Annotated in this window: 11 protein-coding genes; 6 read left to right on the top strand and 5 right to left on the bottom strand. The window is 60.0% G+C overall.

Annotated features, from left to right (window positions below; all coding sequences use genetic code 11):
* Together JSY17_RS25275 and JSY17_RS25270 are read left to right on the top strand one after the other, a co-directional pair.
* Nucleotides 1-320 (top strand): hypothetical protein (locus JSY17_RS25275; RefSeq protein ID WP_206403352.1); only part of this gene is annotated, 320 nt, incomplete at its 5' end.
* Between the two features lie 70 nt (nt 321-390).
* Nucleotides 391-570 carry a hypothetical protein gene (locus JSY17_RS25270; protein ID WP_117163981.1) on the top strand — a complete coding sequence of 60 codons (180 nt, stop codon included), beginning with the start codon at nt 391-393 and terminating at the stop codon, nt 568-570.
* A gap of 57 nt (nt 571-627) precedes the next feature.
* Here JSY17_RS25270 and JSY17_RS25265 read toward each other — a convergent pair whose 3' ends face one another.
* The 5 genes from JSY17_RS25265 to cysM all read right to left on the bottom strand — a co-directional run bounded on the left by JSY17_RS25265 (nt 628) and on the right by cysM (nt 6,776).
* Nucleotides 628-1,167 carry a DUF2058 domain-containing protein gene (locus JSY17_RS25265; RefSeq protein WP_117163980.1) on the bottom strand — a complete coding sequence of 180 codons (540 nt, stop codon included), beginning with the start codon at nt 1,165-1,167 and terminating at the stop codon, nt 628-630.
* 30 nt (nt 1,168-1,197) lie between these two features.
* A complete protein-coding gene (mazG, locus tag JSY17_RS25260) occupies nt 1,198-2,031 on the bottom strand; it encodes a nucleoside triphosphate pyrophosphohydrolase (RefSeq protein ID WP_117181089.1) in 834 nt (277 codons plus the stop codon).
* An 88-nt stretch (nt 2,032-2,119) separates the two neighbouring features.
* Nucleotides 2,120-4,360, bottom strand: coding sequence for a GTP diphosphokinase (gene relA / locus JSY17_RS25255; protein WP_117163978.1), 2,241 nt, complete (start codon nt 4,358-4,360; stop codon nt 2,120-2,122).
* Nucleotides 4,361-4,518: 158 nt separating this feature from the next.
* On the bottom strand, nt 4,519-5,874 hold the full coding sequence (gene rlmD, locus JSY17_RS25250; RefSeq protein ID WP_206403350.1) for a 23S rRNA (uracil(1939)-C(5))-methyltransferase RlmD: 1,356 nt from the start codon (nt 5,872-5,874) through the stop codon (nt 4,519-4,521).
* Entirely contained in the window at nt 5,874-6,776 is a 903-nt protein-coding gene (cysM, locus tag JSY17_RS25245) for a cysteine synthase CysM (protein WP_117181087.1), read from the bottom strand. Before cysM ends, rlmD begins: the two co-directional genes overlap by 1 nt.
* Before the next feature lie 243 nt (nt 6,777-7,019).
* Between cysM and JSY17_RS25240 the strand changes: the two genes are divergently transcribed.
* The 4 genes from JSY17_RS25240 (at nt 7,020) to JSY17_RS25225 (ending at nt 11,801) form a co-directional block, all read left to right on the top strand.
* Entirely contained in the window at nt 7,020-9,773 is a 2,754-nt protein-coding gene (locus JSY17_RS25240; protein WP_122370677.1) for a response regulator, read from the top strand.
* Between the two features lie 167 nt (nt 9,774-9,940).
* Complete coding sequence (locus JSY17_RS25235) at nt 9,941-10,936, top strand: 2-hydroxyacid dehydrogenase (RefSeq protein ID WP_206403354.1); 996 nt, start codon at nt 9,941-9,943, stop codon at nt 10,934-10,936.
* 26 nt (nt 10,937-10,962) lie between these two features.
* Nucleotides 10,963-11,400, top strand: coding sequence for a hypothetical protein (locus JSY17_RS25230; protein WP_117181085.1), 438 nt, complete (start codon nt 10,963-10,965; stop codon nt 11,398-11,400).
* A complete protein-coding gene (locus tag JSY17_RS25225) occupies nt 11,397-11,801 on the top strand; it encodes an META domain-containing protein (protein ID WP_117181084.1) in 405 nt (134 codons plus the stop codon). The genes JSY17_RS25230 and JSY17_RS25225 overlap by 4 nt, the downstream gene beginning before the upstream one ends.
* Nucleotides 11,802-11,931 lie beyond the last annotated feature (130 nt).

The following is an 11,931-nucleotide window of genomic DNA, read 5'->3' as shown; positions in this document are numbered from 1 at the left end:
CCGAACCCGGAGCAATGGCTTTGGTTACTTTGGCCGAAACCAAAGTGACGCGCCGTAAAGGCGCAAGGCGGCCTCAAACCGAACTCTTGACTGGCAACCACACGGCACCTGTTTGCTGCGCGACAGCGCGGCGCCGGGAGGCGGGCGAACTCCCACAGTCTTACCCGCGCTGCACCAGAGACACCAAAAACACCTCACGAAGCCTTCATGAAGAATCCTTCATTTCCCCCTCGCAAAACCTGAAAGCCCCGCCAATCAAAGCCTCCAGCCGCAAAAAAAGTTCAATGGGCCAGTACCGGAAAAACTGCCTGTTTACTTAGCAAGCTAACCGATTCTATAAAAGAGTCCTGCGACACATCGCCGCAGTTTCTAGAGTCAGGAGCTATCAATATGACCGTTAAAGTTACTGAGCGTGACGAAGCCCACCTCTCTCATGAAGCCGTTGCGAATGGCATTCAGATCTGGGACGTTTATCAGCAGGATCAGTTGGTCGGGATGTTTCACGTAGAGTCGGACGCCTATAACTACAAGGCGGAGCTGGAAGAGCTGGAAAGCCAGCAGCATCATTAAGAATAGAGAGCAAAACAAAACCCGCCTTGAGCGGGTTTTGTTTTGTTCGGGCATGCCTTACCACATCAGGTCGTCAGGCACCTGATAAGCCGCATACGGATCGTCCGCATCCGGTGCCTCGGTCGGTGTGTTGAGCAACACGACACGACGCGGATCGCGCTCCTGGATCTTCAGCGCCGCCTCACGAGGGATGATTTCGTAACCGCCGCCGTGATGCACGATGGCCAGCGAGCCGCTGCTCAGCTTGTTGCGCATCAGGGCATTGACCGAGATGCGCTTGACCTTCTTGTCATCGACGAAGTTGTAGTAATCCTCGGTCGTCAGCTTGGGCAGGCGCGAAACTTCGATCAATTGCTTGATCTGCGCGGTGCGGGCCTTGGCCTCGGCCTTCTCCTGCTGCTGGCGATTGAGTTCCTGGTCGCGTTTGGCCTTTTCGGCCTGGGCCTCCTGGGCCGCACGCTTTTGCGAGTCATCGATCTGGATCTGGCCCTTGTGCGCCAGCCGCTGTTCTTTCTGCTTGTCTTTGCTGACCTGCTTGGCCTGCTTTTGGTTGACCAGACCTGCCTTGAGCAACTGGTCGCGAAGGGAAAGGCTCATTGTCTACTCGCTTATGCAGATACCACACGCTCAGCCGCAGCCGGGCGTGCTCTTTTCCTGACGTTTGGCTTCGCCCCACAGAGCGTCCATTTCCTCGAGAGTGCAATCTTCGATGGGACGCCCGGCCTGATGCAATGCCTGTTCAATAAATCGGAAGCGCCTGTCGAACTTGCCATTGGCCGAGCGTAGCGCAGTTTCCGGGTCAACTTTAAGATGCCGGGCCAGATTGACGACCACAAACAGCAAATCGCCCACTTCCTCGGCCATGCCCTGAGCATCATTCTCGGCCATGGCTTCAAGCACTTCATCGAGTTCTTCGCGAATCTTGTCGACCACCGGCAAGGCGGCCGGCCAGTCGAAACCGACCTGCGCGGCGCGCTTCTGCAGCTTGACCGCACGGGACAACGCCGGCAGCGCCCTGGGCACATCGTCGAGCAATGAAAGCTGCTCGGGAGCCGTGGCCTTCTCGGCGCGCTCCTGAGCCTTGATCTCGTCCCAGCGCCGGTTGACCTCTTCATCGGTCAGACGCGGGGTTTCCAGTGGCGCATACAGCTCGCCGGTGGGGAACACATGGGGATGACGACGCAACAGTTTGCGGACAATCCCGTCCACCACTCCGTCAAACTCGAAGCGGCCTTCTTCCTTCGCCAACTGGGCATAGAAAACCACTTGAAACAGCAGATCACCCAACTCGCCGGGAAGATGATCGAAATCCCCCTGCTCAATGGCATCGGCCACTTCATAAGCCTCTTCCAGCGTATGCGGCACGATACTGGCGTAAGTCTGCTTCAGGTCCCAAGGGCAACCGTACTGCGGATCGCGCAGACGGGCCATGAGATTGAGCAGGTCGGTGATTGAGTACATGGGGCTCCTTTTAGTCGCAGCGGCAAGCTACAAGCTACAAGACCAAACGAGCTTGCCGCTTGAAACTTGCAGCTTGCCGCTACGCCACCTACGGCGTCCTGTTACGCCGCGTCTCGATGATGTTCGGCAACTGGGAAATCCGCCCCAGCAACCGACCCAGTGCATCCAGACCGGGGATCTCGATGGTCAGGGACATGAGTGCAGTGTTGTCTTCCTTGTTCGAGCGGGTGTTGACCGCCAGAACGTTGATCCGCTCGTTGAGCAGGACCTGGGTGACGTCACGCAGCAGCCCGGAACGGTCGTAGGCGCGGATGATGATATCCACCGGATAGGTGAGCACCGGCACCGGGCCCCAGCTGACCTGGATGATCCGCTCGGGTTCGCGGCTGCTCAATTGCAGCACCGAGGCGCAATCCTGACGGTGGATGCTCACGCCGCGGCCCTGGGTGATGTAGCCGACGATGGCGTCGCCCGGCAGCGGCTGGCAGCAGCCGGCCATTTGCGTCATCAGGTTGCCGACGCCCTGGATCTGGATATCGCCGCGTTTGCCGGGCTTGTAACCGGTGGCCTTGCGCGGAATCAGCTCGACATCGTTGATACGCTCCGGTTCGACCTGCTGCTGGGCGAGGTTGACCAGTTGCGCCAGACGCAGGTCGCCTGCGCCCAGAGCCGCGAACATGTCTTCGGCAGTCTTGTAGTTGGCCTTGTCCGCCAGCTTCTCGAAATCCACCAGCGACAGCGCCAGACGTGCCAGCTCGCGTTCGAGCAGGGTTTTACCCGCTGCCACGTTCTGGTCGCGGGCCTGCAGCTTGAACCAGTGAACGATCTTGGCACGCGCCCGGGAGGTGGTGATGTACCCCAGGTTCGAGTTCAGCCAGTCGCGGCTCGGCGTACCGTGCTTGCTGGTGATGATCTCGACCTGCTCGCCGGTCTGCAGACTGTAGTTGAGCGGCACGATCCGGCCATTGATCTTCGCGCCACGGCAGTTGTGGCCGATCTCGGTATGTACCCGATAGGCAAAGTCCAGCGGTGTCGAGCCCTTGGGCAGGTCAATGGCGTGACCGTCCGGAGTGAAGACGTAGACACGATCCGGCTCGATATCGACGCGCAACTGATCCGCCAGACCACCGATATCGCCCAGCTCTTCGTGCCACTCGAGCACCTGACGCAGCCAGGAAATTTTCTCTTCGTAATGGTTGGAGCTGGACTTGACGTCAGTGCCCTTGTAACGCCAGTGCGCACAGACGCCCAGTTCGGCTTCCTCGTGCATGGAATGCGTGCGGATCTGCACTTCCAGCACCTTGCCTTCCGGTCCGATCACGGCCGTGTGCAGCGAGCGATAGCCGTTTTCCTTGGGGTTGGCGATGTAGTCGTCGAACTCCTTGGGAATGTGCCGCCACAAGGTGTGCACGATACCCAGCGCGGTATAGCAGTCACGCATTTCCGGGACCAGAACCCGCACGGCACGCACGTCGTAGATCTGGCTGAAAGCCAGACCCTTGCGCTGCATTTTGCGCCAGATGGAATAGATGTGTTTGGCACGCCCGCTGATGTCGGCCTTGACGCCGGTGGCCAGCAGTTCGTTTTCCAGTTGCGACATCACATCGCTGATGAAGCGCTCACGATCCAGGCGTCGCTCATGGAGCAGCTTGGCGATCTGCTTGTACTGCTCGGGCTCCAGGTAGCGGAAAGACAGGTCTTCCAGCTCCCACTTGATATGACCGATGCCCAGGCGGTGGGCCAGAGGCGCGTAGATATCGAAAACTTCACGGGCCACGCGATTGCGTTTTTCATCGTCGGCATTCTTGACCGCACGAATCGCACAGGTCCGCTCGGCCAGCTTGATCAGGGCCACACGTACGTCATCGACCATCGCCACCAGCATCTTGCGCAGGTTTTCCACCTGCGCCTGACTGCCCAGCACCAGCGACTGGCGAGGGCTGAGGCTGGCACTGATCGCCGCCATGCGCAGTACGCCGTCGATCAGCTTGGCGACTGTCGGACCAAAGCGCTGTTCGACATCCTGCAAGGGGATCACGCCTTCGCGCACCCCACGATAGATGACGGCTGCGATCAGGGAGTCCTGATCGAGCTTGAGGTCAGCCAGGATTTCCGCAATTTCCAGACCGGTCTGGAAACTGGAAGTGCCGTCTGCCCAGTGATTCTTTAATGCGTTGTCCTTGTGCTCGGCTTGCCGGGCAAATTCACAGGCCTCTTTCATGGCCTCCCGGTCCAGGACCAGGTCGACGCTGACAATATGATCCAGCCATGCGTCGAGGTTGATACTGCCGTCTGTGTTTATCGGCTGGTGTGCTCTCACCTGTACCATGCTGCTTACCTTCCCTAAGGCGCGATGAATAGCGCCATCAGTCGCCAGCCTTCTTGAGCGAATGCCACTTGCCGGGCAAGCAAGGACCGGCATTCGCGGGCCAGTCGGATTAAACGAGATTCCCTGTCAGCAGCTGACTCGATCCAATGAACCGCTGCTCACTTACTCGCTTCAAATAAAGCCATCGCCTCGACATGGGCCGTCTGTGGAAACATATCGAGTATTCCGGCACGTTTTAATCGGTAGCCCTGATTGACCAATTCGACCGTGTCGCGAGCCAAAGTTGCCGGGTTGCATGAAACATAAACCAACCGTCTGGCGCCTGACTTCCTGATCTGGCGCACCACTTCAAAAGCTCCGTCGCGCGGCGGGTCCAAGAGTACCGCAGAAAACCCTTCAGCGGCCCAGCCTGCCTGTGTCAGCGGCTGGGAAAGATCCGCCTGAAAAAACCTTACGTTATGCAGATCATTACTCATTGCATTGGCAGAGGCACGCTCGACCATGGTAGCAACCCCCTCGACTGCAACCACTTCCCGGGCCATCCCGGCCAGTGGCAGCGCAAAGTTGCCAAGACCACAGAACAGATCCATCACCCGCTCGTCAGCCTTGGGTTCCAGCCATTGCAACGCTTGCTCGATCATCGCGGTATTGACTGCCGCGTTGACCTGAATGAAATCCCCCGGCCTCCAGGCCAGTTGCAGATTCCATGGATCAAGATGATAGCCCAATGCCTGATCCGGGTCTGCCGGTTGCGGCTCGCCTTCACCGTGCAGCCAGAGTTGCGCGCCATGCTCCTTGCAGAACCCTTGCAGCATGGCCAGATCACCTTCGGCCAGAGGCGCAACATGACGCAGCAATACAGCAATGGAAGTGCCACTGAACAATTCAACGTGACCCAGCGCCTGAGGCTTGCTGAACTTTTTCAACAAGGCAGGCAGTTGCGTCATGATCGGTTGCAAGGCCTGTACCAGCACCGGGCAATGCTCGATGCCGACGATGTCCTGACTGGCTGCCGCGCGAAAGCCCACATCCAGCCGCTTTGCCTTGGCATCCCAACGCACGGCGACGCGAGCGCGCCTGCGATAGCCCAGTTCGGAACCGGCAAGGGGCGCGGCCCATTCGTCCGGCACGACATTGGCGACCCGTTGCAACTGCTCGGCCAGCATGCGCTGTTTCAGGGCAAGCTGTTCGTCATGGGGCACATGCTGCACGCTGCAACCACCACAGCGGCCAAAATGTTCGCACGCTGCCGGGCGGCGCAGGTCACTGGCCTGCAACACTCGCTCGGTACGCGCTTCGACAATCTTGCCGTGGGCATTGAGCACCCGCGCCTCGACCTCTTCTCCTCCAAGGCTGCCCGCTACAAACCAGGTCTTGCCGTCGAGAAAGGCGATGCCGCGTCCGTCGCTGGACAGGCGTTCAATGGTCAACCGCTGTTTCTTGCCAGCAGGGATCTGCGCAGCCTTGACGCCTCCAGCGGGTTGGAAGCGCAGCCCTCTTTGTTGTTTGGCCATCAGTTGGGCGCGTCGTAAACGCCGGTCGACAGGTAACGGTCGCCGCGGTCACAGATGATTGCGACCATGACCGCATTTTCGACTTCACGCGACAGGCGCAACATGCCGGCCACCGCACCGCCGGAAGACACACCACAGAAGATGCCTTCCTCACGGGCCAGTCGGCGCATGGTGTCTTCGGCTTCCTGCTGGGCCATGTCGATGATGCGATCGACACGATCGGCCTGATAGATACGAGGCAGGTATTCATGGGGCCAGCGACGGATGCCGGGAATCGCGGAGCCTTCCATCGGCTGCAGCCCGACGATCTGCACGTCCGGGTTCTGCTCCTTGAGGTAGCGCGAGGTGCCCATGATGGTCCCCGTGGTGCCCATGGAACTGACGAAATGCGTGATGGTGCCGCCGGTCTGCTGCCAGATTTCCGGGCCGGTGCTGGTGTAATGCGCTTCGGGGTTGTCACCGTTGGCGAATTGATCGAGCACTTTGCCGCGGCCTTCGGCCTGCATACGCTCAGCCAGGTCGCGAGCGCCTTCCATGCCCTCTTCCTTGCTGACCAGAATCAGTTCCGCGCCATAGGCCGTCATCGCCGCCTTGCGCTCGGCACTGGAGTTGTCCGGCATGATCAGGATCATGCGATAACCCTTGATCGCCGCAGCCATGGCCAGGGCGATGCCGGTATTGCCAGAGGTGGCTTCAATGAGGGTGTCGCCCGCGTGGATCTGGCCGCGCAGCTCGGCACGGGTGATCATCGACAGCGCAGGGCGGTCTTTTACCGAGCCAGCCGGGTTGTTACCTTCGAGCTTCAACAGGAGGGTATTGCTGGTATTGCCCGCGATGCGTTGCAGGCGCACAAGCGGGGTGTTGCCGACGCAATCGGCAATGGTTTGATACTGCAAGGTCATGGCGTATTCGCGATCCAGACTGCGGGGGGCACTATCATAACGGCAAACGCCCAAAGCCCATATCACGCAAAGTGCGCTTCTTATCACCAAAAGGAATAAGAGGTCTTTTTCGTCTCCTGCCTCTCGAGCCTTGACTTCCCGCAACCCCAAGAGCGTATCGGCATGTAATATGCGCGACAGGGTAAGCGGCTAGACTGCCCTGAAACGATATCGACGGACTGATTCCGACAGGTGGAGAAAGCTGTGCTGACCAAACTGGGTATAAAAGGCCGCGTATTACTGCTGACGATTTTGCCGGCCAGTTTGATCGCGCTGATGATGGGCAGTTACTTCACGGTGATGCAGCTTCACGAGCTGCAGAGCCAGTTGCTGCAACGCGGTGAAATGATTGCCCAGGAACTGGCCCCTCTGTCCGCCCCCGCGCTGGGCCGCAAGGACAGGACACTGCTGAGTCGCATCGCCTCACAGACCCTCGAACAGGCCGATGTGCGCTCGGTGTCCTTTCTCGACCCGGAGCGTAACACCCTGGCCCACGCCGGTCCGAGCATGATCGCGCCTCCGCCCATCGGCAACAGCACCCAGTTGCTCAACACCTCGGCCAACGATGCGACCCGCTACCTGCTGCCGGTGTTTGGCAATCAGCGCCACCTCACCAGCGAAATCATCCCCGCCGAAGCCGACCGGCTGCTGGGCTGGGTGGAACTGGAAATTTCCCACAACGGCACCTTGCTGCGCGGCTATCGCAGCCTGTTCGTCAGCAGCCTGCTGATCGCCTTCGGTCTGGCGCTGACCGCCATTGTCGCGGTACGCATGAGCCGCACCATCAATGAGCCCCTGAGCCAGATCAAGCAGGCGGTGGCGCAACTCAAGGATGGTAACCTCGAGGCACGAGTCCCGCCTTTGGGCAGCACAGAACTGGACGCACTCGCCTCGGGCATCAATCGCATGGCTTCGACCCTGCAGAATGCCCAGGAAGAGTTGCAGCACAGCATCGATCAGGCCACCGAAGACGTCCGACAGAATCTGGAAACCATCGAGATCCAGAACATCGAACTGGACCTGGCGCGCAAGGAGGCCCTGGAAGCCAGCCGGATCAAATCCGAATTCCTGGCCAACATGAGTCATGAAATCCGCACCCCGCTCAACGGCATTCTGGGTTTCACGCATCTGTTGCAGAAAAGCGAACTGACCCCGCGTCAGCGCGACTACATGAACACCATCGAGAAGTCGGCCGACAGCCTGCTGAGCATCATCAACGAGATTCTCGACTTCTCCAAGATCGAAGCCGGCAAACTGGTGCTGGAAAACGTCCCCTTCAACCTGCGTGACCTGTTGCAGGACACCATGACCATTCTGGCTCCGGCAGCCCATGCCAAGCAGCTTGAGCTGGTCAGCCTGGTTTACCGCGACACGCCACTGTCCCTGTCGGGCGACCCACTGCGCCTCAAGCAGATCCTGACCAATCTGGTCAGCAACGCGATCAAGTTCACTCGCGAAGGCACCATCGTCGCCCGGGCCATGGTCGAGGACGATACCGAGGAACACGCGCAGCTGCGCATCAGCGTTCAGGACACCGGCATCGGCCTGTCCAGCCAGGATGTGCGCGCCCTGTTCCAGGCGTTCAGTCAGGCGGACAATTCGTTGTCACGGCAGCCGGGCGGCACCGGCCTGGGGCTGGTGATTTCCAAGCGCCTGATCGAGCAGATGGGTGGCGAGATTGGCGTGGACAGCACGCCAGGCATCGGCTCGGAATTCTGGATCACGCTGACGCTGCCCAAGGCCCGGGAAGACGTGGAAGAGCTGTTGTACAAGCCACTGGAAGGCGTGCGCGCCGCCGTGCTCGAACACCATGAACTGGCCCGTCAGGCTCTGGAACACCAGTTGGAAGACTGCGGGCTTGAAACCCTGATCTTCAACAACCTGGAAAACCTGCTCAACGGCGTGACCGCCGCCCACGAGACATCGACAGCCATCGATCTGGCGGTACTGGGCGTCACGGCCCATGAAATTCCGCCGGAGCGGCTGCGCCAGCATATATGGGATCTGGAGAACCTGGGCTGCAAGGTGCTGGTGTTGTGCCCGACCACCGAACAGGCGCTGTTCCAGTTGTCGGTGCCGGATGTCTATAACCAGTTGCAGGCCAAGCCTGCCTGCACCCGCAAACTGCAGAAAGCCCTGTCGGAACTGATTGCACCCAAGGTGGTGCGCAACGACGTTGTCCAGCCATTGGCCAGCCGTCCGCCGAAAGTCCTGTGCGTGGACGACAACCCCGCCAACCTGCTGCTGGTCCAGACCCTGCTCGAAGACATGGGTGCGTTGGTCGTTGCAGTCGACAGCGGGTATGCGGCGCTGCATTGTGTGCAGACCGAAACCTTCGATCTGGTGCTGATGGATGTGCAGATGCCCGGCATGGACGGACGTCAGGCCACCGAAGCGATTCGTGTCTGGGAACTGGAGCGCCAATGCACATCGCTGCCTATCGTCGCCCTCACCGCCCATGCCATGGCCAATGAAAAGCGCTCGCTGCTGCAAAGCGGCATGGACGATTACCTGACCAAGCCGATCAGCGAGCGGCAACTGGCGCAAGTGGTGCTCAAATGGACAGGGCTGGCCCTGCGCACGCCACTGCCGGAGCGCCCGTCCGACACTCAGCAAAGCCATGCCGGCCCGCTGGTGCTCGATCATGAAGAGGGGCTGCGTCTGGCAGCCGGCAAACCCGATCTGGCGACCGACATGCTGGCTATGCTGCTGGCATCGCTGGATGCCGACCGCGAAGCCATTCGTCTGGCCCGGGCCGCCGAAGACATCCAAGGCCTGATCGAACGTGTCCATCGCCTGCATGGCGCTACCCGCTATTGCGGCGTGCCTCAATTGCGCGCCGCCTGCCAGCGCGCCGAGACCCTGCTCAAGCAGGATGCACCCCAGGCCGACGAGGCGCTGGACGATCTGGATAAAGCCATTACCCGGCTGGCGGTCGAAGCACGGGTGACCGCCTGAGGCTCAATGAAGTGGGAGGCAGCTTGCTGGCGACAGGGTCGATGAGGTTTTTGAAATTCACTGGCCCTGTCGCCAGCAAGCTGCCTCCCACAGCCAACGAACTGACCTGACAACATTCAACGCAGACAGAGCGAACAAACTCGTTTCTCCAAGGAAGACCCATGACCCTGCGCACCCTGATCTTCAGCAGCCAGACCTACGACCGGGAGAGTTTCCTGGCCACCCCGGCACCCGACGGCCTGGAGCTGCATTTCCAGCCAGTTCGCCTGACGCTGGAAACCGCCACACTGGCTCAGGACTACCCGGTGGTCTGCGCCTTTATCAATGACGACCTCAGCGCGCCGGTGCTGGAGCGGCTGGCTGCCGGTGGTACAAGGCTGATAGCCCTGCGCTCGGCAGGTTACAACCATGTGGACCTGCAAGCCGCTCAGCGACTGGGCATGACCGTGGTGCGGGTTCCGGCCTATTCGCCGCATGCCGTGGCCGAGCACGCCGTGGCCTTGATTCTGGCCCTCAACCGTCATCTGAATCGCGCCTACAACCGCACCCGCGAAGGCGATTTCAGTCTGCATGGTCTGACCGGCTTCGATCTGGTGGGCAAGACCGTCGGCGTGATCGGCACCGGGCAGATCGGCGCAACCTTCGCGAAGATCATGTCAGGTTTCGGCTGCAAATTGCTGGCTTACGACCCGTACTCGAATCCCGAAGTTCTGGCCCTGGGCGCCGAATACCTGAGCCTGCCCGACCTGCTGGCACAGGCACAGATCATCAGCCTGCACTGCCCGCTCACCGAGCAGACCCGCCATCTGATCAACCGGCAATCCCTGGCCACCCTGCAACGAGGCGCCATGCTTATCAATACCGGTCGTGGTGCGCTGGTGGAAACACCTGCACTGATCGACGCCCTCAAGACCGGGCAACTGGGTTATCTGGGGCTGGATGTCTATGAAGAGGAAGCGCAACTGTTCTTCGCCGACCGTTCCGACCTGCCCTTGCAGGACGATGTACTGGCGCGCCTGCTGACCTTCCCCAATGTCATCATCACCGCTCATCAGGCTTTTCTGACTCAGGAAGCCCTGGGCGCCATTGCCCGGACAACTCTGGACAATATTGCCGCGTGGAATGCAGGCACTGCGCAAAACCGGGTCGAAGCTCAAGCGTGATAAGATGCGCGCAATTTGGAGGACCCATGGTCGAACACGATTTCCGCTACAGCATGCTCAACCCGCAACACACACTCACCGAGTGCCGTACGCTGGGCCCCGGGCGTTATCAAGTCACCGGTAACGGCGGCTCGATCCACAACAATGACCAGTTGCTGGTGACCATCAAGGGCAGCAAAAGCCTTTATATGCGTCTGTCGGTGGAGAAAGTCCGGCACCTGATCAACCCGCCCGGCCAATGGGTCGCAGTGGCCAATGGCCCGGCGTTCGACGAACTGGCAATCCATCAGTGGAAGGTCAATTGCGACAGTTGCTCTGCCGAGCTGGACTTCGAGTTCATGGTCGAGAGCAAACTCGGCACCAAGGCCCAGAAACCTGCCGCCGTTGCACGCATCGCCGAGCTGGGCTGGAAGACCGAGGGTGAAAAACACACATGCAGAAAGTGTCAGGAGAAAGCGGCATGAAACACCTGGCTGTACTGAGCCTGATCGGTAGTGCCCTGCTGGTCGGCTGTGCGACTGAGCCCAAACCCATCGAACAGGATCAGAGCTATGTGCTGGAGTGGATCGGCGAGCGTCCGCTGATCGACAGCAGCCGCCTGACCATGACCCTGGGGGCCGATGGCCGCGCCTACGGCAATGCAGGCTGCAACCACTGGTTCGCGCCCTATACCCTCAAGGGCCAGACCATCAGCTTCGGCCCCATCGGCAACACCCGCAAAATGTGCGTACCGCCGTTGATGGAGCAGGAACAGCGCTTCCTCAAGGAACTCGCCAAGGTGCAACGCTGGGACATTTCCCCCATCGAACAATTGCGCCTGTGGCCTGCCGAAGGCAAGCCACTGCGGTTCTGGCCTGAGGACTGATCACGCCCTGCAGGGATGATCACTTTGTGGGAGGCAGCCTTAGGGCGCAAACCGTGTAGTAACCCGCACACAGACACCCACCCAAAAAAGAACGGCAATGAAAAAATGAAGAACAAACAGACCAAGAAAT

Source organism: Pseudomonas capsici (genome assembly GCF_017165765.1).
Lineage (GTDB): Bacteria > Pseudomonadota > Gammaproteobacteria > Pseudomonadales > Pseudomonadaceae > Aquipseudomonas > Aquipseudomonas capsici.
This window is presented reverse-complemented; position numbering and strand designations above follow the sequence as displayed.

Bases quoted from the DNA above. Each gene is read 5' to 3' on its own strand.
- JSY17_RS25270 (WP_117163981.1), top strand. From the start codon at position 391: ATGACCGTTAAAGTTACTGAGCGTGACGAAGCCCACCTCTCTCATGAA.
- JSY17_RS25265 (WP_117163980.1), bottom strand. From the start codon at position 1,167: ATGAGCCTTTCCCTTCGCGACCAGTTGCTCAAGGCAGGTCTGGTCAAC.
- mazG (WP_117181089.1), bottom strand. From the start codon at position 2,031: ATGTACTCAATCACCGACCTGCTCAATCTCATGGCCCGTCTGCGCGAT.
- relA (WP_117163978.1), bottom strand. From the start codon at position 4,360: ATGGTACAGGTGAGAGCACACCAGCCGATAAACACAGACGGCAGTATC.
- rlmD (WP_206403350.1), bottom strand. From the start codon at position 5,874: ATGGCCAAACAACAAAGAGGGCTGCGCTTCCAACCCGCTGGAGGCGTC.
- cysM (WP_117181087.1), bottom strand. From the start codon at position 6,776: ATGACCTTGCAGTATCAAACCATTGCCGATTGCGTCGGCAACACCCCG.
- JSY17_RS25230 (WP_117181085.1), top strand. From the start codon at position 10,963: ATGGTCGAACACGATTTCCGCTACAGCATGCTCAACCCGCAACACACA.
- JSY17_RS25225 (WP_117181084.1), top strand. From the start codon at position 11,397: ATGAAACACCTGGCTGTACTGAGCCTGATCGGTAGTGCCCTGCTGGTC.